Origin of the sequence: Hyphomonas neptunium ATCC 15444 (genome assembly GCF_000013025.1) — a bacterium.
Classification (GTDB): domain Bacteria; phylum Pseudomonadota; class Alphaproteobacteria; order Caulobacterales; family Hyphomonadaceae; genus Hyphomonas; species Hyphomonas neptunia.
The window spans coordinates 3303042-3327709 of sequence record NC_008358.1; the positions used below are offsets into that span (position 1 = coordinate 3303042).

Genomic DNA, 24668 nt, shown 5'->3' on the forward strand with positions numbered 1-24668 from the left:
CCTACCTCACCCCTTGAAAGGAACCGCGCCATGGACGCGCAGAAGATCGCTATTGCCGAAAAATGTATCGCTGGCGCCTATGCCGATACGCTCAGCTTTCCAGAGGCCGTCAGCATCCTGATGGAAGCGGGCTTTGAAGGCTATCTCGTCGATTACCGGAGCCATACCCGGACGCACTACCTGCCCGGCGGCGAAACCCTCATGCTCGCCACCCCGCCAGAGGACGGCCCGGTGGCCGAAAAGTTCGATGCGGCCGCCGTCTCCGCCCTGATCGCCTGGGCGCAGTCGGGCGCGGCAGAATATACCTATGCCGCCTTCAACCGGCAGGTCACTGCCGCGGGCTGCGCGGGTTACCTCGTGTCCTTCACCGGACGGCGCGTCGTCTATTTCGGGCGCACCGGCGAGCTGCATGTGGAGCATTTTCCGCAATAGCCCGAAGCGGCGCTGAAACGAAAAAAACTCCAACGGCGTTGGAGTTTTCTTGGAGTTTTCGGGGTGACCGTTGGAGTTTTTTTGGAGTTTTTTGGCCCCTTATCCACACAAATAAGCGCCGCTTATCCCTCAAACGGGTCGCGCATCAGGATCACGTCTTCCCGCTCCGGCGAGGTCGAGACCAGCGCGCAGGGTTTGCCGACAAGTTCCTCCAGGCGGCGCACATAGACGACCGCTTCGGGCGGCAGATCCGTCCAGCTGCGCGCCCCGCGGGTTGAGCCGCTCCAGCCTTTGAGCGTTTCGTAAACCGGCTCGACAGCGGCCTGATCGGTGAGCCCGGCCGGGAAGTAATCGATGGTCTTGCCGTTCAGCTTATAGGCCGTGCAAATCTTGATTTCTTCAAACCCATCAAGGACATCGAGCTTGGTCAGCGCGAGGCCCGTGACGCCCGAAGTGGCGCACGCCTGACGCACCATGACCGAGTCAAACCAGCCGCAGCGGCGCGCGCGGCCGGTATTGGTGCCAAATTCATGGCCCACCGTGCCGAGGCGCTTGCCGATGTCATTGTCCTGCTCGGTCGGGAACGGGCCGGCGCCGACGCGCGTCGTATAGGCTTTGGCAAGGCCCAGAACATAGGAAATCGCCCCAGGCCCGACGCCCGATCCGGCCGAGGCATTGCCTGCCACAACACTCGAAGAGGTCACAAACGGGTAGGTGCCATGGTCAACGTCCAGCATCACGCCCTGGGCGCCCTCAAACAGGATGCGGCTGCCCCGGCGGACCTTCTCGTCCAGCAGTTTCCAGACAGGCTGGGCATAGGCCAGAACCTGCGGCGCGATCTCCAGAAGCGCGGCTTTCAGGGCGGCGCCATCGGGTTCGGGCAAGTCCAGGCCAGCGCGCAGCGGGCGGTGATGGGCCAGCAAGCGTTCGATCTTGAGGTCGAGGGCGGCGGGGTCTGCAAGGTCAGCGACGCGGATGGCGCGGCGGCCCACGCGGTCTTCATAAGCCGGGCCAATGCCACGCTTGGTGGTGCCGATCTGGGCGGCGCCGAGTGCGCCTTCGCGGGCCGCGTCGATGTCCTTGTGCCAGGGCAGGATCAGCGAGGCATTGTCGGCCAGCACCAGACTTTCCGGAGAAACTTCAATGCCTTGCGCCTGAATGCCTTCGATCTCGGTCAGCATGTGCCACGGGTCGACCACAACGCCATTGCCGATGACCGAGAGCTTGCCGCCGCGCACGAGCCCTGAAGGCAGCAGCGCCAGCTTGAATACTTTCCCGTCGATCACGAGGGTGTGGCCGGCATTGTGCCCGCCCTGGAAGCGCACGACGACATCGGCCCGGCTGGAGAGCCAGTCAACGATCTTGCCCTTGCCCTCGTCGCCCCATTGAGCCCCGACGACCACTACACCTGCCATGAACCTGCTCCGTTGTTCAGCCGCGGCGACAAGGGCAGCATTCGGCGGTCAATTGCAAGGGGCCTTTTGCCACCCCTCACACAGTCATTGTTCGCCGAAGGCGTAGCTTACGCGGACACCAATATTATCAAGGCCCTGATTGCGGCCACTGCCGATAATCTGGCCATGGCTGAGGTGTTCATACATGATCTGGACGCCCCATGGACCCGCCAAATCCCGGCTCAGCGCCAGGCTGCTGCGGAAAAGGTCGCGTGATCCGAAATAGATGGTCTTGGCCGACACCGGATCATTGCGCGGATCGCCTTGTGGGAAAGGGAACGTCTCCTCGCCCGTGTGAATGGCATAACCAAATCCCGGTTCCAGTGACCAGCCTTCGGCAAAATCCCAGTTCCAGTGAAGCCCGGCCGCGCCAAAGCTGGTGTTGCCTTGCGTATTCACGCTGGCGACCAGATAGGGCCGCGGTTTCCCGATGACTTTCAGAATGTCCGGCGTAGCGAAAACGATTTCGCCACTGATATTCGGGCCGTCTTCCTTGTCCGCATTGTCGCAATCAACAACGCAGATATTATGCGCCAGCGCCCCAAGCCGCACTTCATCCACCGCCTGTGCACATGCCAGGACAGGGAAACCCACGAATGACGCAATCAACATGGCGGCGGCGCGCATGATCAGACTTTCACAACTATTACGATTGCGAATCTTCGCGCCAGTCGCCTCGGATAGTCAAGGGAGGCCAGACAGGTTTGCCCGGCCCCCTTCCCTGAGCGGTCAGAAAGACAACACCTTGACGTAGCGCACCTGCGGCAGCGCATCGAGCTTCTCGACGAGCGAGGCGGGCGGGGTCGAGTCGATCCCGATCAGTGCAATCGCCTCTCCGCCGGCTTCCTGGCGGCCAAGGTGGAAGGTCGCAATGTTGACCTTTGCCTCGCCCAGCATCTGGCCAAGCGCGCCGATGAAGCCCGGCTTGTCGATGTTATTCACATAGAGCGTCACCGGCGAGAAATCGCCTTCCAGCGCCATGCCCTTCACTTCAACGATCCGCGGCTTGCCGGCAATGAGAGCCCCGGCAAGGGTGCGCCAGCCGCCTTCGGGCGAATTCTTCGTCGCCTTGGTCTTCACCTTGATGCGGATCAGGCTGTCATAGACGGGGCTGGTCTCAGTTTTGGTCTCGGTCAGTTTCACGCCGCTATCGGCCAAGATGGCAGGCGCCGATACCATATTCACGTCACCGCGCGAGGCGCGCAGGAGGCCAGCCAGAAGCGCTGCCGTGATCGGCTTGCGGTTGAGCTCCGAAACTTCGCCTTCATATTCGATGACGACTTCTTCATAGCCATAGTCGGAGATCTGGCCCGCAAAGCTGCCGAGTTTCTCAGCGAGTGTCGCAAAGGGTTTCAGGCGCGGAGCTTCCTCGGCGGTGACAGACGGCATGTTGAGGGCGTTGGTGACCGCGCCGGTGAGGATATAGTCCGCCATCTGCTCGGCCACCTGCAAGGCGACATTTTCCTGCGCCTCGGCGGTTGCCGCGCCAAGGTGGGGGGTGGCAACGAAATTCTTCGCGCCGAACAGGACGTTTTCTTTCGCGGGCTCGACAGCAAACACGTCAAACGCCGCGCCGGCCAGATGGCCACTTTCGAGCAGATCGCGCACGGCTTCTTCATCGACAAGGCCGCCCCGCGCGCAGTTGACGAGGATGAGGCCCTTCTTGGTTTTCTCCAGCGCTTCGCGAGAGAGGACATTCTTGGTCTGATCCGTAAGCGGAACGTGCAGTGTGATGAAGTCCGCGCGGGCCAGAAGCGTGTCGAGATCAACCTTTTCAACGCCCAACTCAATGGCGCGCTCCTCGGTCAGGAAGGGGTCATAGGCCACAACCTTCATCTTGAGGCCGATGGCGCGCTCGGCCACGCGGCTGCCGATATTGCCGCAACCGATGAGGCCGAGCGTCTTGTAGGAAAGCTCGACGCCCATATAGCCGGATTTGGGCCATTTGCCCGCCTGCGTATCCGCATTGGCGGCGGGGATCTGGCGGGCGGCGGCAAACAACATGGCGATGGCGTGTTCTGCCGTGGTGATGGCGTTTCCGAACGGCGTGTTCATGACCACGACACCCTTGGCGGTTGCCGCTTTGATGTCGATATTGTCGACGCCGATACCGGCCCGGCCGATGACTTTCAGGTTGGTCGCAGCGGCGATGACGTCTGCGTCCGGCTTGCAGGCCGAGCGCACAGCGAGGCCGTCATAGTCCGGAATGATCTTGATCAGATCTTCCTTGGACAGACCGACCTTGATGTCGGTTTCGATACCGCGCGCCTTGAAAATCTCGACGGCGGCGGGGGAGAGCGTATCTCCGATAAGGACTTTAGGCATGGGTGGCTCCAGAGCGCCAGGCGGCGCGTGTGAGTTGATAGACAAGGGAAGCATCAGGGCCGAAACGGCGCGGCCCGAGAAGTTCAAACCCCAGGGATTCGTAGAAGCGGTGAGCGGCGAAATTATCCGCCATCGGATCGATCAGGATGTGCTGGCAGAGCGGATTAGCGAAGCAGCGCTCGAAGGCAAGCCGCATCATCTGCGTGCCATACCCCTTCCCCAGCTCATCAGCCTCCCCGATCCAGATGTCGATGGCATGCGAATGTTCCGGACAGTCGGTGCCCCAATAGTGGCTTTCCTCTTCGCGGCAGTCGATGATCTGAACAAAGCCGATGGGGCGGCCATTCAGCTCTGCGATCAGGAATTCCCGCCAGGGGACGTCCCGGCCGAGCTCTTCTTCCCAGTTCCAGTCATTCCATTCGGGATCGCCGCCTACATCACGAACATGCGGCTGCTCATCCCAGTGAAGGATGAGCGGCAGGTCTGTTGTAGTGGCGGTGCGGAGGGTGATCATGATGGCTGCGCTAGTGGAACAGTTCGGTAATGCGAACGAAGTCTGCTTTCACGTCGTCCGGGAGTTGAGATGAGGTATCGTCGGCAAGAGCCGCCCGGGCCAAGCTTCGGATTTCATTAACAAAAGTAGACGCATCAGCGTGAGCGACAGAACCAACGGCACTTCGAAGCAAAGCACCTCGATAAAAGTCGCCCGAAATCCAAAGGTCGTGGCTAAGTCGTTCGAGTGCTACCGGTAGCAACCATTGCAAAAACATCTGTTGCCCGACGAGGGTGCGAACACCTTCGTCACTGAGCTCCGCCAACTCTGTCCTGGCAAAAACGCTGCAGCGCCTTACGAGCGCAGTAGCGTCTGGTCCTGGATCAGGCAGACATGTTCCGGATAACTCTTCCAGCGTCGGCATCTGCGCGCCTCAAAGCTTCGCCGCTTCCTCCTGGAAGGCCCAGTCGAGCCAGGGGAGAAGCTTCTTCACATCCGATGGCTCGACCGAGCCACCGACCCAGATGCGCAGACCCGGAGGCGCCTTTGCATAACCCGCCGCATCAAAGCACGCATTCTCCGTCTCCAGACGTTTCATCATCTTCTTGATGAAATCGCGCTGGCCGGCTTCATCAAGACCCGCAACACGGGCATCCTTGATGAGGAACGTGACGCCGGTGTTGGAGCGCACGGACGTATCCTTGCAGAGGAATTCAATCCAGTCAGACTTCTTCTCCCATTCGGTGAGAATGGAGAGGCTGTCATCGGAGCGGGCTTTCAGCTTCTTCCAGCCGCCGAGGCGTTCGACCCAGTCGAGCGCCTGGAGATAATCTTCCACGCACAGCATCGAAGGGGTGTTGATCGTGGCGCCCTGGAACAGTTCTTCGTCGATCTTGCCGCCTTTGGTCATACGGAAGAGTTTGGGCAGGGGGCGGTCGGGCGTGTAGCTCTCAAGCCGTTTCACAGCATTTGGCGACAGGATCAGCATGCCATGGGCCGCTTCCCCGCCGAGGCATTTCTGCCAGCTGTAAGTGACCACATCGAGCTTTTCCCAGGCGATGTCCTGGCTGAAAGCTGCCGAAGTGGCGTCGCAGATCACGACGCGGTCCGGATTTGGCTTGATCCAGTCGACATCTTTCACGCGGACGCCTGACGTGGTGCCGTTCCAGGTGAAGATGATGTCGGCGTCATCGCGGGCTTTGGCAAAGTCCGGGAGCTGGCCGTAATCAGCGGTGTAGGTATTGCAGTTGGCGAGCTTCAGCTGTTTCACAGCGTCGGTCACCCAGTCCTGGCCAAAACTTTCCCAGGCGAAGACATCGACGGGCTTCACGCCGAGCATCGACCACATGCACATCTCGACCGCGCCGGTATCGGACGCAGGGACGATGGCCACGCGGTAGTCCTCGGGAATGCCGAGGATCAGCTTGGTGCGATCAATCGCAGCCTTCAGCTTTTTCTTGGCGTCGCCCGAACGGTGCGAGCGGCCGAGGGCGGCCGTCACGAGGTTCTGCAGCGAGAAACCGGGATATTTGGCGGTGGGGCCGGACGAAAAATGGGGGCAAGCGGGGCGTACAGCCGGCTTGGCGGTGGTCACGGTCATCTGTTTTTACTCCTATCCTCACAGATAGGCTGGGCGCCGTTGGGGGCGCCTGGCCCGCCGCGTCCTTCGCATAGTTTCCGTACAAGTACAAAGGGGGTCTGCGTGAATTATTTTAAAAGGAAGCCCAGCGTGATCATCATTTGGCCGAAAAAATACAGGTTCCACAAGGAGATGGACGGTAGCAAACGCGATGTTTCGCCCGGCGGCCTGCGGAACAGTTCATGTGCCAGGATGGCATCAGAGGCGATGAACATGAGCGCCCCGACAAGAACGAGCGCATAGCCCGGCGGCAGGGCGATTGCGGCAGCGCCCATCACCAGGATCACGGCCGCATAAGCCAGCACCGCCGCCCGCATTGGCCCGAGCGAGGGGGAGAGCCAAAACACATACCCGGCCCCGGCAAACACCAGCACCCCGCGGGCTAAATAGTTCATGAGGTCACCGCTCACCTGCCCTGCCGACCAGAAAAGCGCCACGTAGCAGACATGACCCAGGAAGAACGCTGCCATGCCGGGGAGGAGCCAGCGCTCGGCTTTCCCGGCCAGAAACGCGTCGCCAACCGTACAGGCTGCAAGACCGGCGACGAGCAGCCAGGGCGCGCCCGCCCAGGCTGCAACCCCGGTCAGGATGAGCATGCCGGAAATTTTGAGCAACAGCTTGGCCGGGCCCGGCGGGCTGCGGCTCAGCGTGAAACCATAGGTAATTGCCAGAAGCCCGGCCAGGCCAAGCGGCAACCAGAGCGTCACGGGGCGTCCCGCACGGGCTCCGGAAGGCTGAGGAGCTTGCGGGCCAGTGAGCGGTGGCTTTCCTTCACGTGCATGCCCACGACGCTGAGCGCGGTGGCCAGCACCGTGGCGTCATCGGTGAAGCCAAGGCCCACCACCACATCAGGCACCAGATCCACGGGCAGCACGAAATAGGCCGCCGCCCCAAACAGGATCGCCTTTGCCTTCATCGGTGTGCGCGGGTCACGCGCTGCATAGTAAGCCGCCGCCAGATCGTCGGCGAAAGGCAGTCTCCCGGCCACACGCATCAGCTTTGGCACCAGCCCTCGGGCCAGGCGCTCATTGCGCTGGATCGTCTTGGGCAGGTAGACATCCCCCTGCCCTTTGACCGTCTCGATGATTTCCGCTGCGTCAGACATTGCGCTCTCCTAGGGGCATTATAATTGAAGTCCGCCGTTTTCGAAAACTAAGGAGGGCAGTGCCCCATGGAACTTAATTCAAACATCTCCGCCGTCATTACAGGCGGCGCATCCGGTCTCGGCGCGGCAACCGCCCGCAAACTGGCCAGCTACGGCGTGAAAGTCGCACTGTTCGACCTTAACGCAGAAAAGGGCGAAGCGCTTGCAAAAGAACTTGGCGGCGTCTTCTGCAATGTCAACGTTACGGATGAAGCTTCGGTGGATGCCGGTTTTGAAAAAGCCCGCGCCGCCATCGGCCAGGAGCGTATCCTGATTAACTGCGCTGGCACGGGCAACGCTATCAAGACCGCCAGCCGCGACAAGAACACCGGTGAAATCAGCCACTTTGCGCTCGATAAGTTCAATCTGATCATCCAGATCAACCTTGTCGGCACCTTCCGCTGCATCGCCAAATCTGCTGCCGGCATGATGAGCCTCGACCCGCTGCCTTGCGGCGACCGCGGCGCCATCGTCAATACCGCTTCTGTGGCGGCTGAAGATGGCCAGATCGGCCAGGCAGCCTACTCCGCCTCCAAAGGCGGCGTTGTCGGCATGACACTTCCGATCGCCCGCGACCTGTCGCGCGAGAACATCCGCGTCAACACGATCCTGCCGGGCATCTTCAACACGCCGCTGCTCGCAGCGGCTCCCGAGCCCGTCAAGCAAGCCCTCGGCGCGCAGGTTCCGTTCCCGCCGCGCCTTGGCAACCCGGAAGAGTATGCGTCGCTGGCCACCGAAATGGTTCGCAACAACTACTTCAACGGCGAAGACGTCCGCCTCGACGGCGCTATCCGGATGGCTCCGCGCTGATCCGGCCGGCCACAGGCCAATTCACCTATCGAAAGGCCCGCTCAGACGAGTGGGCCTTTTTTGTTGGGCCGCGCCGCGCTTTCCCTGTCGCAGCGTCAGGGGATGCCAGCGCCTGAGCCCGCGCTAGAGTTGCTGCGAACACAGAAAATGACAGGGAGGCCTTGGCCGTGGAATTTGATGACGTTGTCCGCGAGCGGAGAAGTATCCGCGGGTTTCAGAAAAAGCCTGTTCCCAAGGCACTGATCCGGGAAATCCTCGAGATCGCCATGCGGGCGCCCACGTCGCTGAATACCCAGCCCTGGAATTTCTATGTGGTGGCAGGCGAGGTTCTCGACCGCATCCGGGCGGGGAATGTCGAGCGCAACATGGCCGGTGTGCCCGACAGCCGGGAGTTCCGCATGGGGCCGGGCTATGAAGGCCCGCATCGCGAACGCCAGATCGAGATTGCCAAACAGCTGTTCGCCGCCATGGGCATCGAGCGGGAGAACAAGGAAAAGCGGATGGATTGGGTGCTGCGCGGTTTCCGCCAGTTTGATGCGCCCGTTTCGATCGTGGTGACCTATGACCGCTCGATCCATGGCAGCGATATTGCGCCCTTTGACTGCGGCGGTGTCGTCAACTGCCTCGTCAATACCGCCTGGAACAAAGGTCTGGGCTGCGTGATCAACAGCCAGGGCATCATGCAGAGCCCGGTTGTGCGCGCCGAAGCGGGCATTCCCGACGATCAGGTGATCCAGACCTGCGTGGCCATGGGCTGGCCAGACGACAGCTTCCCCGCCAACGCCGTTGTTTCAAACCGGAAGTCCGTCGATGAAGCCGCTGTCTTTGTCGGCTTTGACGACTGAAAAATTGCTCTTCGCGCTTTGCCCCTGCCCCAGCGTGACCGCTGGCGCAGGCCTGAACGCGCGTTAAAATCAGGCATCCAGTCAGAAGGAACAAGACCATGGCGACCGCATATATTGTAGCAGCAAATCGCACGGCCGGTGGCCGCAAGAACGGCGCGCTCGCCGAATGGCATCCCGGCGATCTGGGCGCGCAAGTGCTCAACGCCATCGTCGCAGAGACCGGCGTTGACCCCAAGGCCATCGAAGACGTGATCATGGGCTGCGTTTCGCAGGCCGGTGAACAGGCAGGCCAGATCGGCCGGACCGCCGTACTGGCCTCCAACCTTCCAAATTCCGTCCCTGCCGTGACCATCGACCGCCAGTGCGGCTCGTCCCAGCAGTCGATCCAGTTCGCGGCGCAGGCCATCATGTCCGGCACGCAGGATCTCGTGATTGCGGCCGGCGTGGAAAGCATGACGCGCTGCCCGATGGGCATCAACGCCCGCGCCGGCAAGGTGTTCGACATCCCGACCGATCCGACACCAAAATCGGTGAAGGAAAAATTCGGCATCAAACATTTCAGCCAGTTTGCCGGCGCCGAAATGATCGCCAAAAAGCATGGCCATACCAAAGAACAACTCGACGCTTTCTCGGTCGAAAGCCACCGCCGGGCCGCCGCTGCCACCAAGTCGGGCGCCTTCGCAAAAGAAATCGTCATCATCAAGGGCCGCAATGGCGAAGGCCAGGAAGTGATGCACGACAAGGATGAGGGCATCCGCTACGACGCCAGCATGGAAGGCATGGCGAGCCTCAAGATCCTCATGGAAGACGGCGTCATGACGGCCGCGAACGCCAGCCAGATCTGCGATGGCGCGTCGGCCGTTATGATTGCCTCGGAAGCGGCGATCAAAGCGCACAACCTCACCCCGCTGGCCCGCATTCACAATGTGACGGTCACTGCTGGCGATCCGGTCATCATGCTGGAAGAGCCGCTCTTCGCGACCGACCGCGCCCTGCAACGCGCCGGCATGAAAATCGGCGATATCGACCTCTATGAAGTCAACGAGGCGTTCGCCCCTGTGCCCCTCGCCTGGCTCAAGCATGTCGGCGCCGACCCATCGAAACTCAACGTCAATGGCGGCGCCATCTCGCTCGGCCACCCGCTGGGCGCATCGGGCACCAAGTTGATGGCAACGCTGGTTCATGCTCTGCGCGCGCGCGGTGGCAAATACGGCCTGCAAACGATGTGTGAAGGCGGCGGCGTTGCCAACGTCACCATCATCGAAGCGCTCTGATCCGATAACGGATGAAGTTCAAGAAACGCCGGGCGGCAAGGTCCGGCGTTTTTTGTTGCCCCTACTCCGTATCCAGTTCCGGGTTGCGCACCTGGATAAGACCATTGGAAACCATCGTCATGACCGTCTCACCATTCTGGTTGAGCACGGTCTGACGGGATTTTGAGAGGCCCATATCGCGGCGGCTTTTCATCCGGCGTTTGGAGATAAGCTCCATCTCGACTGTCAGCTCATCGCCAGGAAACACCGGCTTCACCCAGCGCAACTCGTCAATCCCGGGAGAGCCCAGACCGGCGGTTGGCTCCATATCCTTCCAGGTATCGACCATCAGGCGCATGGCCATCGCGCCGCTATGCCAGCCGGAGGCCGAAAGCCGCCCGAAATGGGTCTTGGCCGCCGCGTCGTCATCCAGATGAAATGGCTGAGGGTCATACTTTGACGCAAACTCGATCACCTCTTCACGCGTCACCTTGTACGACCGCGACGACCGCGTCTTCGTGCCGACAACCATATCCTCGTAATACTTCATGGGTTCATTCCGCCTGCTGCCATACACTTCCCGTGAAGCGGGATCGCGGGCTCAAGGCAAGTATGACGCAGCGGAAAATGCAACGGCCCGCTCCAACAGGATGGAGCGGGCCGCGCGTCATTTTCAGTTTCAGCGCTCGAGCGTGATCAGTTGTTGCCCTGGCGCTCCTTTACGCCTTCCTCGTCGGCAGCGGCGCGGTCTTCAGCATTGAACTCAACGGCCGGCGCAGCGCCTTTTCCGTAAGCGCGGGCCTTCTGCGCGAGGGAGTCCATTGAGCTTTCCATCCGGCCCTGGCCGACAGCCATGGTCTTGGAGGAGGACATGCCGACGGCTTCAGCATCATTGAAGCTGGCAAACTCGGCGCCCAGGAAAATCACCTCCCAGCCGCGCGCCTCTGCCCGGTCCAGCGCGGCTTTGGCGCCTTCCTTGGTGAACTCCTTGGAGGAGTTTTCCAGACCGTCGGTCATAATGACAATGACGGCCTTCTCAGGATTGTCTGCCTCGGCGCGGGTGATGATCTTGCCGATGGCATCAAACAGCGGGGTCATGCCGCGCGGGTTGGCTTCATCGTTCGTGATGGTTTTCCAGGTCGACGGGTCGACCTTGTCGCGCAGCACGTCGAACTGCATGCCGTCCTGATAGTCGAATACGGCAACCGTCACGGAAGTCTTGATGTCAGCGCCGGCAATCTCTGCCCCCGGAGCATCAGCCGCGAAGCTGTCGGCATAGGCGTTCACGGAAGAAAGTGCTTCGTCCCAGATGTTTGACATTGACCCTGTGCGGTCAAGAAGGATGTAAGATTGTACCGTATCTTCTTTAGGAGGCTTTATCGGCACCACTTTGGCAGAAGCCGTGGCGGCGAGCGCGGCCCCGGCGGCGATGGCGATGATGGAATGAATGAGTTTCATGGCGGGCGTCCCTTCCCAGTTGCTGTGTGGGGAGGAGGCTGCGCCCCGAATACGGCGCGTCTGTGTCACGAATCAGGAATAGAAAAGGAAAAGGGCCGCCTTTTAAGGGGCGGCCCTTGCGAAACTGAACAGGTATTCAGACTAAGGCGTTCCGGGCACAGATCAGGCGAACCGTGGCGCGATCTTGAGGTCTTTCACCCAGCCGATCTTTTCCAGAAGCAGCAGCACTGTGCCGTTATAGTCAACGATACGATTCCAGACACCCTTGCGCGGCCGGTGTAGCGCGCTCTGGGGCTCGTCATGGTGATGATCGTGGAAGGCTTCCCCGCCTGTCAGCAGCGCCATCAAATGATCTGCCCAGACCGGCGTTTTCAAATGGCCCAGCACGTTGATGCCATAGACAGTCGCGTGGAACTGGATAGCGCGGCCGATGATGACACTTGCGTGCAGCAGCGCCGTAAGGACCAGAGACCCTCCCGCCGCCCACACGATCAGATAGATGACCGCCGGAATGACGAAATGGATGACAATGCTGATCTCGTTATAAAACCGGTCCATCCAGACGATCACCGGATGCTGCTTCAGCCAGGCGGCCATCGGGCGGGCGGTATCTTTCCGGTCGCGGAACAGGATCCAGCCAACCCAGGCCCAGCGTTTGGACTCGAAGGGATTGTGCGGATCGCCTGGCCCGTCGGCGAAGCGGTGGTGCTGTGAGTGATAATTCACCCAGTCACGCAGATTGCCCTGCATGGCGATAATGATGTTGAGCATGGTCAGCACCTGGGCGGGCCATTTCATCTCTCCGGCGCGATGTTGCAGGATGCGGTGCATTGGCCCAATGCCCAGATTGCACCAGAAGACAGAGAAAGCGACCACCCCGAAGGCAATCGGCAGATACCACCAGTGGAAGGTCAGCTCGCTGACAAAGATGCCCAGCAATATCATGGTGGTGAACAGGCCGATCCCGATTGCGGGATAGCCAAAGGCCGAGAAGAAGCTCGGGATGTCGAAAGTTTTCCAGTTTTTCGGGATCGCGGCGGAACGCGGAATCATTGCAGGTCAGTCCTCTAAAAGCCGGCCGCGCTCAGGGCGCGGCACTCCCCATATAGGTTGGCAGTCTCACTTTAGCTGCCTTAAGACCTGATTAAGATGTCCCGAGGCGCAGTTAAAGTTGAATTTGCGTCTCACCTGCATTCCATTCGCAATTGTTGTTTCGATGCCGCAAGACAGGTGACGAGTCCGGGCGCGATCCGCTATGCGTGGAGGGCGAGGCAAAGGGGGCCACATGACAGATGAGCGGCATCTGAAGGAAGCGCAGCGAGCCGTCGCGTTGCTGGGCCTCGAAGATGAGGTGAGCCAGGACACATCGGAAGCCCGCCTTCCCTGCCCCCTGCATGAAGACTGCATCGCATCAGGTGACAATAATCTGGTCCTGAACTGGCAGCGCAATTCCTATGCCTGCGCAAATACCGGGGAAAGTGGCCCCCTCAGGGATCTGGTCCGGCAACTTGAAAATCTACGGTCGCAGGTGCTTGCTCCGGCGGGCCGCAGCGCTCAGCCCCCCGAAACACAAGACGCCAACTCCCCACCGTCCGGGCCCATCGACGCGGAATTCACGGAAGTGACCCGTGCATCCAATGCCGTTTTGAAAACCGAACCAAAAGTGCTCCAGCTGAGGCCCGAGCAGAAACTGCCTACTCCTCAGGAGATACAGGCCGAGCGCGAAGACCGGCTTGCCGCCCTCAAGGCGCAGCAGGCGGAAAAGCGCCGGGGCCAGAGTGAGCGCATGATCATCGGCGCCCTCTCGCTCGTTTTCCTGCTGGCCGGCCTTGGCGCGGCGGGGCTTTCCGGCTTTGCCAACTATCAGGCATTTTCCTCTACGGTGTCTGATCCGATGCAGGGGCGCATCTGGGGCTGGGCCGGTGTGATCGCCGCCATCATTTCCTTCGGGGGCTTCACCTTCGTCTACTGGCACGGCGCCAACCGGCGCTTCAAGGAAGCCGCCCGCGCGCTGATCTTCGCTGGGGTCGGCGCCGGCGCCTCCATCCTCGGCACCGAAATCTATATACGTGGGAACGCAGAGGCTGCCGCAGCCGCCGTCGAGACGGCAAGTTCGAACCGGGACGTATTGGCGTCGCAGATCGCAGACTGGCGCCGGCAACTGGAAGGCATCCCGCCGGAAACACGTTCCGTCGAAGGCCTTGAGGCCTATATCTTGGAAGTCGAGCGTGTGGGGCGCACTGAACAGAAGCCTTACCGCGACGCGCAAAATGAACTGGGGCTCGCCAGGCGCCGGGATGAATTGATCACACAGATCAACGCTGCCAATGCCGAACTTCTCGGCCAGGGCTCTGGCAATATACTTCTGCAGGCCGAACAGCGTGCCTCATTGCCCAGCTGGCTGTTTGCCGCGTTGCTGGAGCTATTCTCGAGCCAGGCCACATCCATCGGCTTCGTCGCCTTGCTCTTGCTGGCCAGCGGAAAACGGGGCGCAGAAGAATAGCGGTAGCGCTACCCGGTATAACCGGGCGGCAGATAGGTCTCTCCATCCCGGCCACGCAGAACGAAGGCGTCGTCCCGACGCTCAATGTCGGGAAGGTTCATCACCGCCTTTGAGACCCCGCCAGGAATATCGGCCACATAGGTAGGTGTCGCCAGGCCGGAAAGTTCATCCCTGAGGCGGCGCACCAACGCCTGCCCTTCCTCGACCGGCACCCGAAAGTGCGAGGTTCCAGGCGCCGCATCCAACTGGTGGAGGTAATAGGGTTTTATCCCCACACTGAGGAAAGCCCGCATCAGATCTGCCAGCGCTTCGAACGTGTCATTTACGCCGCGCAGCAGCACCGATTGGGAGACGAGCGATATGCCCGCCTGTGACAGACGCCGGATCGCCGCGACCGCTTCAGGCGTAAACTCTCTGGCATGATTGGCGTGGACCGCGACAAAGACCGCTTTCTCGCTGCTGCGAATTGCTTCGGTAAATTCCGGCGTTACGCGCTCCGGCGCGGCAACCGGCACGCGACTGTGCCAGCGGATGACTTTTACATGGTCGATCGCTTCCAGCCGCCGGGTCAAAGCCCCTGCGCGGGCGGGCGAGAGGATCATGGGATCGCCGCCGGTCAGGATAACTTCAAAAATCTCTGGCCGGTCTGCGATATAGGCACACGCGGCATCGATTTCCGCCTTGCTCAGTGCGTCCCCCTTCTCCGGACCGACCCGCTCTCTGCGAAAGCAGAAACGGCAATAGACCGGACAGGTCGATGTGATCTTCAGAAGAACCCGGTCAGGATAGCGGTGGACGATGCCCGGTATGGGACTGTGGGCGGCGTCGCCGATAGGGTCATCCATCTCGCCGGGCTGGGCATTCAGCTCTTCCCCGGACGGAACATATTGCAAGCCGATCGGATCCAACGGATCGTCCCTGTCGATCAGGGTGGCCAGACGCGCGGGCAACGCGATCACATAGTTTTCCGCGACGCGGGAAACGACCGGCAGCTGATCTGCCGATATGATCCCCGCAGTCAGCAACTCCCCGGCATGCCGATATGTCACCGGCTTCATGACGCGGGCTCCTCTAGGATCACGGGCGGCGTCCAGAGGACATCCGAGATGGACGGCGCGCCGCTTGCCAGCATGGCCAACCGGTCAAAGCCAAGCGCCACCCCGCTCGCTTCCGGCATAACGGCGACGGCATCGATGAAGTCCGGGTCAAGAGGATACCGTTCCCCATAGACCGCCTCCTTGATATGCATCTCGGCGCGCTGACGCGCTTCAAGCAGGACAGCGTCCGTCAGTTCCCGGTAGCCATTGGCAAGCTCGACACCGCAGGCATACATCTCAAAACGTTCGGCAAAGCGTGGATCATCAGGTGCCGGCCGCGAAAGAGCCGCTTCGCTGATCGGATAGCGGCACAGGAAGGTCAGCCGCTCCATTCCGAGATGCGGCTCAATTTTCGTGACGAGAACCGCCGAGAAAATATCGGTCCAACTCGCCCCCGCGGAGATCCCCACGCCGGCAGCCAGAGCGGCAGCGTGAAACCCTTCTATATCTTCCAGATGCCGCGCCAGATCGATGCGGGCATATCGCTCGAACGCGTCTACCAGCGTAAGCGTTTCCGGCTCCAATCCAGGATCACAGCTGTGGCCTTTCCAGACCAGCTGCCCCTTTCCGGCCGCTTCAGCCGCAATGCGCGCAAGGGATACGCAGTCGCCCATGACATCGGCCATCTCTGCGCCGGCCCTGTACCATTCGAGCATCGTGAATTCAGGCGCGTGGCGGTCGCCGGTCTCCCGGTTGCGATACGCTCTGGCGAAATCGAAAATGCGCGGCTCCCCAGCCGCCAGAAGCTTCTTCATGGCAAATTCTGGCGAGGTATGGAGGTAAAATGACCGGGTTTGTCCATTTTCGGCAACAAACTGGGTCTCGAAAGCATGCAGATGCGCTTCATTTCCGGGGGAAACGACGAGTGCGCCGCATTCGGTCTCGACAAACCCTTCGCCATCAAACCAGCGGCGCAAAGCCGTCTTCACCCGTCCGCGTGCCAGCAAGTGACCGCGGCGGCGGGCATGTACCTCAGGATTCCACCATCCAGATACGTCCATAAAGCCAATTCCAGGGGTTCAAGGCCAGTCGCGGCCCGCCGCGCCAGACTGAAAAGCCACAGCATGCGGCTGGCCAAATGGTGCGGAGGCGGTATATAGCCGCCCATTAGCTCACGCAACTCAGGAACACTCCATGGCCGTTGAAATCGCAGCGGATATCCGCAGAGGCAACATCATCGAACATACCGACGGCCAACTCTATGTTGTCCTGAAGGCGGAATCTTTCCGCCCCGGTAAAGGCACGCCGACCACCACCATCGAGATGCGCCGCATCTCGGACGGCATCAAGGTCGTCAATACTTTCAAGACCTCAGAGAAGCTCGAGAAGGCTTTCGTTGAAGAAGTCGAGCACACCTATCTCTATCCGGAAGGCGACAATTTCGTCTTCATGAACTCCGCTAATTACGAGCAGGTTACTGTCTCGGGCGCCATGGTCGGCGACGGTGCGCCCTATTTGCAGGAAAACATGCCGGTCAGCCTGCAGATGTTCAACGGCGACCCCGTTTCGATCACCCTGCCCCCGCGTTTCACGGCAGAAATCGTGGAAACAGAACCTGTTGTTAAAGGTCAGACCGCATCTGGCTCCTACAAGCCGGCAATTCTGGAGAACGGTGTTCGTATCATGGTGCCCGCGCACGTTGGCGTCGGCACGCGCGTGATCATCAACACGGAAGACGGCACCTATCTTGAGCGTGCCAAAGACTGACCAGAGGGCTGCGACGAGGCTCCCAGGGCAGCGTTCGATTCTTTGTAGTGAGCCGCTCAGCGCAATTGAGCGCGGTCAAACAAGCCGGTGCGGTCACCCCGCATCGGCTTTTCCATTTGAAGCGAGAGAGAAAAACTCCAGGCCCGCTGCATTCTGTTGGGGCCAGGAGTTCCGCGGTGACGAAACACGTCAGATGCCGCTCTCAGGTCTGTGCTTCTGCTACAGACGGCAACCCGGAATACTTGCGGGCCAGTCGGCCGCTTCCGGGGCGCACCTGCACTTCATTGGATGGGCCCTGAAGTGAGGGCGGGGAAACCGGAAAGACTGCACTTTGGCGGTCTTGGGGGGAGGAGTGATCGCAGCGCGTCCTTCCGGTCACCTAACGAATACGCAGTATCCCGAATCGCGTTCCATCCCGGCGACGGAAACAATCCAAACAATTCCGGAAAGTTTGTTAACGCTCTGATGGGCAGGATGCTGCAAATGGAACTGTGACACCGCAACTGTCGGCGGTATGATGGTAAAGCTGGGGGCTTCAGAAGGAAGGACAGCGGCTCCATGAGCAGCAGCGACGGCGAATTTCCCAGAGAGCACCAACGCCAGCGCGTTCTGAAAGCTGGCCTGATCATCTTTGATAATCTCAGCAGCACAGTTGATGTAACCCTGCGCGACCTTTCGGAAGGCGGGGCAAAACTGAAACTGGCCCAACCCATGCCCCTGCCCGATCACTTTTCCCTTCGCATCCAGAACGCAACGACCAACCAGACAGAAACGCATCTCTGCGAGAAACGCTGGCAACGGGCTGATCTGGTCGGAGTCACGTTTATTGTGGACGGCTCCCGAAGCGACCGCCCTGCAGAAGACCCGGCAACCGCCCCAGCGCCCCGCTACCGACTGCTTAAAGCCAACAGCACGCTTTTCCAGAATCGCTAGCCCAGGACCGTCAGAGAGCGGCGCAAGCTCAACGCGTAATGGCCATTTGCCGCTCCGCCGAATTCTGTTGAATGTGTTATGGATGTGTAAATCCCGAAATGCCTAGCTCTGCCCGGAAGGAACACACCGGCAGCAGAACCGCTTTCAAAACCTGTCGCAGCCGGAGCTGGCAATGCGCATTGTGCTGATCGACGATGACCGGATGGTTTTGGAAACCATCACCCTCGGCTGGCCCGATCCTGCCGATAAATTCGATACATTCGAATCCTTCGAAGCGCTGAAACCGTTCCTTTATTCTGCGGACTTCCAATCGGTCAGTTGTGTGATCCTGGATCTCCAGCTGCCTGACGCATCCGGCTCGCAGGTTCTCGCGGAAATCCGCCGCCTCAGCGATGTGCCGATCATCATGCTGTCGGGATGGGGAGATGCAGACTTTCGGGCCGACATCATCAACCGCGGAATTGATGATTATGTCCTCAAGCCCGCCAGCTCAAAAGAACTGCACGCCCGCGCAAGCCGTCTGACAAGAAAGGCCAGCGCTCAGCCCCTCGCGGATTTGCCCGCGATTCTGACAATCGGCAATGTCGAGTATTTGCAGGAAGACCGCGCCCTGCGCCGCGCCGGTCAGGTCATCGAATTGACCCATGCGGAGGCCAGCCTGCTTGACGCGCTCGCTGTCGCTGGCGGCAAGCCTGTCAGCCGGAACGACCTCTACTTTCAATCCTTCGGCCGTCCCTACAAGGACGGAGAGAAAGTTCTAGAAACCTATATCAGCCGGTTGCGTCATAAGCTTGAGGAACTGGAAGCCGGAACAGGCCATGCTTTGCAGACAGCACGCGGAGTTGGATACCGGCTCGTCGCCCGAGCGGTCTAGGTGCTCGAAGGCAGCCGTTTGAAAATCCGGCCAAGCTTTCTGACAAGTTCATTCCGCTCATAGGGTTTACGCAACATCTCGGCTCCCGGCTCCAGCGGGCTTGTGAAACCGTGATCCCCCGGCACATATCCGGAGGTGTAAAGCACGTTCAGATCGGGCCTGCGTTTTCTGGCTTCCGCCGCCAACTCTATACCGTTCATGCCAGCGCCAAGAATAACATCCGTAAACAGCAAATACGTTTCAGGATGCCCTTCCAGGGCGGTAAGCGCCTCATCAGCAGACGCTGTCAGTATTACGGTGTAGCCCAACGCCTCAAAGTTATGCGCTGCATGCTCACGCACGAGTGGATCATCCTCTACTATCAGGACGCTTCCGGCCTGCGTGGCCTCCCCTTTCGTGGCCACCAGGGCCGGCGCCGCGACAGCCACCACACCTTTCGTGGATCTCGGAAAAAACAGCCGGACCGAGGTGCCTTCTCCTGGCAAAGACCGGATCAGTACGTGCCCTTCCGACTGGCGGACAAAGCCATAGACCATGCTCAGGCCCAGCCCGCTTCCCTTGCCCGCTGGTTTGGTGGTGAAGAAAGGCTCGAAGGCGCGCCGCTGCGCTTCTTCCGCCATTCCCGTACCGGTATCACTTATCGTGACACAAACATAATCTCCCGATGGCACGCCTTCCCGCTCCATCCCGGAGCGCCCGCGCACACGAAGGTTCTCCGTCGCGATAATCAGAGTACCGCCTTCCGGCATCGCATCGCGTGCATTGAAGGCGAGGTTCAGAATTGCAACATCAAACTGTCCGGGGTCGACATGCGCCGCCCACAGATCCTTTGCCGGCATATGCCGAACCCGAATGCGCGCATCCAGGGCGCCGCGCAGCAGGGCATGCACAGATCCGGTTCGTTCATTGAGACAGACCCGCTGGGGTTTCAAGGGTTGCCGGCGCGCGAAGGCCAGAAGGCGCCGCGTCAGGTCCGATCCGCGCGTCGCCGCCAGATGGATCAGCTCCGCCATCCTGCGGAGAACAGGATCATCCAGCCTGTCCCTCAGAACATCGCTATTGCCCAGAATAACCGTAAGCAGATTATTGAAATCATGCGCAACGCCGCCTGTCAGTTGGCCAATGGCCTCAAGCCGCTCCGATTCCCGCGAGCGCTGCTCGCTTGCGCGCCGCTCGGTAAGATCAATCATGGTTCCAACCATTCGCGCCGCGCGGCCGGTATCGTCGCGAACGACAAACCCCCGGTCCAGTATTGCGCGTTCGCCGCCATCCTCGCGGCAAAACCTGTACTCTTCAGACCAGCTCTGTGAAAACGGGGATACCACGGTCCCTCGCAATGTACCGACAACCCGCACCCGGTCGTCAGGATGGATACGCCGGCTCCATGCATCGAACCTCGTCTCAAGATGCGCGCCGGGCACCCCCGTCAGCTTGTCGAATGCTTCGCTCCACAGCAATGTGTCCGCCTGCACATCCCATTCCCAAACAACATCTGCCGTAGAGCGGCTGACGAGCTGGAACCGGTCTTCGTTGAAAGCGGCGCGCTGTTCGGCAAGCCGGCGCTCTGTAATGTCTCGCGCCACCGCAATCCAATGGGTGTATTTTCCATGCGCGTCCGCAACAGGAAGCAATTCCACATCCCATGTGATCCATTTATCCGTGCGCACCGGTCCGACCAGCTCAACTCGAAGCGACTGGCCCGTATTGAGCGTTGCCTCAATCTCTCTGGGATCGAATTTCGGCTCGACAAATGACATGATGAACGACAAAGGCCGTCCGAGCATATCCTTCTGCGCATATCCGGTAATCCGCTCAAATGCCGAGTTGATATAGACTATTGGCGAGTCTGTTCCGGGCACAGATGGGTCAACGCGAAGGATGACAACAATATCATTGAGGCGCTCAATAGATGCGCCCAGCAACCGAAGCTGCCCCTGCCGCTGGCGATCTGCAGTCACGTCCTGGACGACGCCAGTGATCACATCACCTGAACTGGTGCGCGTCCGCTCGCCCACCCCTTTGATGTAGACAACGCGCCCGTCTTTGCGCGTCAGGCGCCGCTCAAATTCGTAGATGTTTATATCCGGATTATCGAGCGCCCGAACGGCCAGCTCTGCCTGGTCACGGTCATCCGGATAGAGAATTTTTATATAGCCTTCGGGAGTACCGTCGAACTCGTGTGGCTCGATCCCCGCCATCTGGTAGACACTGGGAGACCAGACAAGCTTGCGATTGGGAATGTCATATTTCCAGAAACCGAACTTCAGAAGCTCGCTGGCAATACGGAGATTGGCTTCCTCCTCCTGACGGCTGGCCGGTCCGGGCTCGATGCCCTCGCCTAACCCCGCCAACGAAGCCTCAAGGAGCCGCGCATCCTGAACGATCAGAAGGATCGCCTCGCGTGCATCGTGCTTGATCTGCCGCTGACGGACAAGCACTTTGAACTGCTCACCTCCATTCCGCCTGTGTGTGCGGAATAACAGGCCCTGAGATCCATCGAGAAGAAGCTCTGAAGCGGTTTCATCAACATCATCCAGTCGCATTGCGGACAATGTATCAGCGGTATATCCGTAAGCTGACTGTGCGGCGCGATTGGTGAGCAGAAGGATCCGGGTTACCGGGTCAACGATCAGTGCGGCATCAGGATGATCCTGGAAGAATGCCTGATCATCAGCCACATCGTTCCCCTTCGCGCCGAAAAGGCGCGTCAACCGATGTTGCCGCCCTCGTTCAACAGATACTCGCTAGCACTTGCAGGCAGAAATGGCCACTCAGGCAAACTTGTAGGGCCCAGTTTCCGCCGGGCTGTCTCAAGCAATGCCTCGGTTTGGGTCGGCGACAGCTTGAGCAGTTCTGCGGCTTGGGCCGGCATCATTCCCCCGCCGATCACCAGCGCCGCCACTTCCCGCTCCGGCAAGGCAATCTGCATGAACCCGGCATACTCCTTGTCCGGAGCCCCTCGGGAAGCCTGGATCAATACTGTGCGGCCATGCACCCTCCGGAACACCTCCAGCAGCTCGGCAAAACAGGTATCGCACTCCCGCAGCACACGGTCTTCTGCAAGGAACAGCATCAGCGTGTCCTCAACCAGCTCATCGGCTTCCGATTTGCTAGCCGTCATGCAACGCGCAAAAGCCCGCAGCTGCCGCACGGCAATCTCAAGTACGCCCCGGCTCGCTTCGACACGGTGCAGGTCATACTCAAGATCGACAAACTCGTCTGGCATCTCTGGCTTCTGGAATTTGGCACGCTTGTCCATCTGGCCACCAGATCATACCATTTGCTACAGCTCCGTTTCCGAATGGTCTAAAAGGTTAAACTGCGGCTAGAATTCGGGAAACCTTTAGCTGAATTCCCAGCTTCCTGCCCAAATGTCCGCGAATTCAGCGGAGCCTTCGGGCCAGAGGGGTTACCTCAGACGCGCAACATGCCATCAGGCCGATGTCTCGGAAAACGCTTCAACTAAGTCTCACAAAGAGAATGGTGCACCCGAAGAGATTCGAACTCCTGACCCCCAGATTCGTAGTCTGGTGCTCTATCCAGCTGAGCTACGGGTGCTTGGCCACTTGAAGAAGCGGGACACATACAGTCGCGTTTCCGACCTTGCAAGCCTCAATTGCCGGTATCTTGTGCAGTCTCTTCAGGCGCTGGCCCATCTGCCGGAATGGGCGGAACCTCCGCCGCCGGTTCGACAACCGCCTCAGGCGCAGGTGTCACCGGCTCGTCCTGTTCCGGCGCCGGCATCTCGCCCGAAAGTGCATCGGAAACAGGCGTTTGAGAGGGCAATGCGATCTCGGTCACATCGCTGATCCACGGCGCGAATGCTGAAACGCGCATATAGACGCCAGGGCTCTCGGTTCGGGCGCATCCCATGCCCCAGCTGACAATACCGGCCTGAACCGGCTCCCTTGACGAACTGCGCAGGACAAGCGGGCCGCCACTGTCGCCCTGGCAGGCGTCAGAGCCGCCAATGCCGGCACATATCTGCGTGGCAGGATCGATGGAAATGTCCGGATAGACCGCCGCCAGCCCGGCCTCGTTGATCCGCGCGCGAATCTGACTGTCGCAGACACTTGCATCAACGGCGGGCACATAGCCTTCCTGAAGGATCAGCGACGGCGCCCGCACATGGCGCCCCCCGCGCGCAATGCCTTCCTCCCCCTGCGCTGTCTCGCCAACCTTGCCATACCCGGCCGCAACAATGTCAGCATAAGGCTGCATGAGATCACCCGCTGTGCCGGAAACGCCATCCAGCGGCATCAGAGGGCCGTCCCAGCGACCGGCAATGCGGAGCAGCGCGAGATCATTGCCCTTCTCAGGCATGGCCGGCTGATAGCCCGGATGCAGGACAATTTCACGGACGGGAAACACCGATCCCTTTGGAATGACGGTCAAATCTCCCAGCCCCGCAGCGACCGCCAGCGTGCCGAAACGCGTCATTCCTCCGGTGTCGCCTTCAAGATACTGGGCCGCGCGGCCGTTTGACTCGATGCGGGCGTTCTCGACGCAATGGGCCGCCGTCAGCGCCCATTCCGGTGCAATCATCGTGGCGCCGCACTCATGGTAGATTGTGGCCCCCGAAACGGTCTGGACCGAGGCCATGCCGGGCCAGTCGGAGATGTCCGCGTCGCGCCCGGCGACCATGCAGCCGCTGAGTGTTGCCAGAACAGCGGTCCCCACCGCCAGCTTGAAGTATGATTTCATGGCCGTCCCTCCTGCCGTTCTGCCTCATATACACCACGAGCTATGGCGCGGGCGAGGGTTCCGGCGGCAAGTTCTCCCAAACGGGCGATGGCCATCGCCCGGCTGCCTTCGGCTTCACGCTTTTGCGTTGAGATGACGAAGATCACATCGCCGTCGGTTGGCGCGAAGACCGGGCGGATGGCGCGGGCCATTCCCGAAAGCGCCATCTGGGCGATCCGCTGAATTTCGTCATGAGTTACAACGGCATCAAGGGCGATACAGGCGAGGGTCGTGTTCTCGCGGGGCGATGGATTGGCCTTGGCAGCGCCCCAGTCTTCGGGGTCGAAGGCGAAGCCGGCCTCGGGGCGCGCGCCGCCAAATTCGCCTGCGATTTCAAAGGGCCAGGCCCAGAATGCCTCAGAGCCGGGCATCCGGACCGAGCCGAAGCTGTTCACGGCAGCCAATGCCCCAACAGTCAAACCGTCTTTCGTGACGATACTGGCAGAGCCGGTTCCCCCTGGCGCCAGGCCTGCGCGGGCGCCAAAGGCTGCGCCGGCTTTTCCCAGGTTGAAACTTTTCCCAGCAGAATCAAAAGCTTTCCGGCCCAGCCCGGCATAGGGGGCGGTATCGCCCCAGTCCTTGTCCCCGCCATTGGCGAGGTCGTAGAGAATGGCGGCTGGAACGATCGGGGTGGGGGGTACGCCGGGCCGGGGCACCAGCGTAAAGCCCCTGCCCTGCGCCTTCAGGCCCGCCATGACCCCATCTGCTGCTGCCAAACCAAAGGCAGAGCCGCCCGAAAGGCAGATCGCGTCGACGCTGTCAGAAACCAGTCTTCCAGCCGACAACAGGTCGCTTTCGCGCGTCCCAGGGCCGCCACCGGCGACACAAATGGCGGACAAAACTGGACAATCCGGGACAATTACGGTCACGCCGGTACCAATCCGGGCATCTTCGGCCTGCCCGACAGAGATGCCATCAATATCGGTAATGAGGTTGCGCGTACCCGGTCTTGCCATGC

At 60.4% G+C, this 24668-nt stretch carries 25 protein-coding genes and 1 tRNA gene; 8 read left to right on the forward strand and 18 right to left on the reverse strand.

Going from position 1 to position 24668, the window contains the following annotated elements:
* Window positions 1-30 precede the first annotated feature (30 nt).
* The gene (locus HNE_RS15450) at window positions 31-432 is read left to right on the forward strand and encodes a DUF1398 domain-containing protein (protein ID WP_011648095.1); all 402 of its coding nucleotides are present in this window, start codon (window positions 31-33) and stop codon (window positions 430-432) included.
* Between the two features lie 122 nt (window positions 433-554).
* On the opposite strand, the gene HNE_RS15455 is transcribed toward HNE_RS15450, so the two are convergent.
* The 8 genes from HNE_RS15455 to HNE_RS15490 form a co-directional block, all read right to left on the reverse strand.
* Complete coding sequence (locus HNE_RS15455) at window positions 555-1847, reverse strand: adenylosuccinate synthase (protein ID WP_011648096.1); 1293 nt, start codon at window positions 1845-1847, stop codon at window positions 555-557.
* A gap of 84 nt (window positions 1848-1931) precedes the next feature.
* Window positions 1932-2513, reverse strand: coding sequence for an acyloxyacyl hydrolase (locus tag HNE_RS15460; protein ID WP_011648097.1), 582 nt, complete (start codon window positions 2511-2513; stop codon window positions 1932-1934).
* Window positions 2514-2615: 102 nt separating this feature from the next.
* Window positions 2616-4211, reverse strand: coding sequence for a phosphoglycerate dehydrogenase (gene serA, locus HNE_RS15465; RefSeq protein WP_011648098.1), 1596 nt, complete (start codon window positions 4209-4211; stop codon window positions 2616-2618).
* On the reverse strand, window positions 4204-4725 hold the full coding sequence (locus HNE_RS15470) for a GNAT family N-acetyltransferase (protein ID WP_011648099.1): 522 nt from the start codon (window positions 4723-4725) through the stop codon (window positions 4204-4206). The genes serA and HNE_RS15470 overlap by 8 nt, the downstream gene beginning before the upstream one ends.
* A gap of 10 nt (window positions 4726-4735) precedes the next feature.
* A complete protein-coding gene (locus tag HNE_RS18165; RefSeq protein ID WP_049755172.1) occupies window positions 4736-5128 on the reverse strand; it encodes a contact-dependent growth inhibition system immunity protein in 393 nt (130 codons plus the stop codon).
* Window positions 5129-5137: 9 nt separating this feature from the next.
* Entirely contained in the window at window positions 5138-6298 is a 1161-nt protein-coding gene (locus HNE_RS15480; RefSeq protein WP_035592291.1) for a phosphoserine transaminase, read from the reverse strand.
* A gap of 113 nt (window positions 6299-6411) precedes the next feature.
* Entirely contained in the window at window positions 6412-7050 is a 639-nt protein-coding gene (locus HNE_RS15485) for a lysoplasmalogenase (protein WP_011648101.1), read from the reverse strand.
* Complete coding sequence (locus HNE_RS15490) at window positions 7047-7448, reverse strand: YkvA family protein (protein WP_011648102.1); 402 nt, start codon at window positions 7446-7448, stop codon at window positions 7047-7049. The genes HNE_RS15485 and HNE_RS15490 overlap by 4 nt, the downstream gene beginning before the upstream one ends.
* A gap of 66 nt (window positions 7449-7514) precedes the next feature.
* Here HNE_RS15490 and HNE_RS15495 point away from each other — a divergent pair, with 66 nt between their 5' ends.
* The 3 genes from HNE_RS15495 to HNE_RS15505 all read left to right on the forward strand — a co-directional run bounded on the left by HNE_RS15495 (window position 7515) and on the right by HNE_RS15505 (window position 10416).
* Window positions 7515-8297, forward strand: a complete 783-nt coding sequence (locus tag HNE_RS15495; RefSeq protein WP_011648103.1) for an SDR family NAD(P)-dependent oxidoreductase — start codon at window positions 7515-7517, stop codon at window positions 8295-8297.
* A gap of 167 nt (window positions 8298-8464) precedes the next feature.
* Window positions 8465-9142 carry a nitroreductase gene (locus tag HNE_RS15500; RefSeq protein WP_011648104.1) on the forward strand — a complete coding sequence of 226 codons (678 nt, stop codon included), beginning with the start codon at window positions 8465-8467 and terminating at the stop codon, window positions 9140-9142.
* Window positions 9143-9240: 98 nt separating this feature from the next.
* Complete coding sequence (locus HNE_RS15505; RefSeq protein WP_011648105.1) at window positions 9241-10416, forward strand: acetyl-CoA C-acetyltransferase; 1176 nt, start codon at window positions 9241-9243, stop codon at window positions 10414-10416.
* A gap of 61 nt (window positions 10417-10477) precedes the next feature.
* Here HNE_RS15505 and HNE_RS15510 read toward each other — a convergent pair whose 3' ends face one another.
* From HNE_RS15510 to HNE_RS15520, 3 genes are all read right to left on the reverse strand, one after another.
* A complete protein-coding gene (locus HNE_RS15510; RefSeq protein ID WP_011648106.1) occupies window positions 10478-10945 on the reverse strand; it encodes a MaoC family dehydratase in 468 nt (155 codons plus the stop codon).
* Between the two features lie 146 nt (window positions 10946-11091).
* Window positions 11092-11853 (reverse strand): vWA domain-containing protein, encoded by a 762-nt coding sequence (locus tag HNE_RS15515; RefSeq protein ID WP_011648107.1) that lies wholly within the window; start codon window positions 11851-11853, stop codon window positions 11092-11094.
* A gap of 162 nt (window positions 11854-12015) precedes the next feature.
* The gene (locus HNE_RS15520; RefSeq protein ID WP_011648108.1) at window positions 12016-12906 is read right to left on the reverse strand and encodes a stearoyl-CoA 9-desaturase; all 891 of its coding nucleotides are present in this window, start codon (window positions 12904-12906) and stop codon (window positions 12016-12018) included.
* Between the two features lie 232 nt (window positions 12907-13138).
* Here HNE_RS15520 and HNE_RS15525 point away from each other — a divergent pair, with 232 nt between their 5' ends.
* Entirely contained in the window at window positions 13139-14356 is a 1218-nt protein-coding gene (locus tag HNE_RS15525) for a hypothetical protein (protein WP_011648109.1), read from the forward strand.
* A gap of 8 nt (window positions 14357-14364) precedes the next feature.
* Here HNE_RS15525 and HNE_RS15530 read toward each other — a convergent pair whose 3' ends face one another.
* Window positions 14365-15414, reverse strand: coding sequence for a lysine-2,3-aminomutase-like protein (locus tag HNE_RS15530; protein ID WP_011648110.1), 1050 nt, complete (start codon window positions 15412-15414; stop codon window positions 14365-14367).
* Window positions 15411-16454 (reverse strand): EF-P lysine aminoacylase EpmA, encoded by a 1044-nt coding sequence (gene epmA / locus HNE_RS15535; protein ID WP_011648111.1) that lies wholly within the window; start codon window positions 16452-16454, stop codon window positions 15411-15413. The genes HNE_RS15530 and epmA overlap by 4 nt, the downstream gene beginning before the upstream one ends.
* 133 nt (window positions 16455-16587) lie before the next feature.
* On the opposite strand from epmA, the gene efp reads away from it, so the two are divergent.
* The 3 genes from efp to HNE_RS15550 all read left to right on the forward strand — a co-directional run bounded on the left by efp (window position 16588) and on the right by HNE_RS15550 (window position 18967).
* Window positions 16588-17160 (forward strand): elongation factor P, encoded by a 573-nt coding sequence (efp, locus tag HNE_RS15540; protein ID WP_011648112.1) that lies wholly within the window; start codon window positions 16588-16590, stop codon window positions 17158-17160.
* A gap of 558 nt (window positions 17161-17718) precedes the next feature.
* Entirely contained in the window at window positions 17719-18093 is a 375-nt protein-coding gene (locus HNE_RS15545; RefSeq protein WP_011648113.1) for a PilZ domain-containing protein, read from the forward strand.
* Between the two features lie 172 nt (window positions 18094-18265).
* Window positions 18266-18967 (forward strand): response regulator transcription factor, encoded by a 702-nt coding sequence (locus HNE_RS15550; RefSeq protein ID WP_011648114.1) that lies wholly within the window; start codon window positions 18266-18268, stop codon window positions 18965-18967.
* On the opposite strand, the gene HNE_RS18170 is transcribed toward HNE_RS15550, so the two are convergent.
* From HNE_RS18170 to HNE_RS15575, 5 genes are all read right to left on the reverse strand, one after another.
* A complete protein-coding gene (locus HNE_RS18170; protein ID WP_011648115.1) occupies window positions 18964-21645 on the reverse strand; it encodes a PAS domain S-box protein in 2682 nt (893 codons plus the stop codon). The genes HNE_RS15550 and HNE_RS18170 overlap by 4 nt on opposite strands.
* A 29-nt stretch (window positions 21646-21674) precedes the next feature.
* A complete protein-coding gene (locus tag HNE_RS15560) occupies window positions 21675-22226 on the reverse strand; it encodes a hypothetical protein (protein WP_011648116.1) in 552 nt (183 codons plus the stop codon).
* A gap of 222 nt (window positions 22227-22448) precedes the next feature.
* Window positions 22449-22525 (reverse strand) — tRNA-Arg (locus tag HNE_RS15565).
* 54 nt (window positions 22526-22579) lie between these two features.
* Window positions 22580-23671 (reverse strand): trypsin-like serine protease, encoded by a 1092-nt coding sequence (locus HNE_RS15570; protein ID WP_011648117.1) that lies wholly within the window; start codon window positions 23669-23671, stop codon window positions 22580-22582.
* Complete coding sequence (locus HNE_RS15575; protein WP_011648118.1) at window positions 23668-24666, reverse strand: P1 family peptidase; 999 nt, start codon at window positions 24664-24666, stop codon at window positions 23668-23670. The genes HNE_RS15570 and HNE_RS15575 overlap by 4 nt, the downstream gene beginning before the upstream one ends.
* Window positions 24667-24668 lie beyond the last annotated feature (2 nt).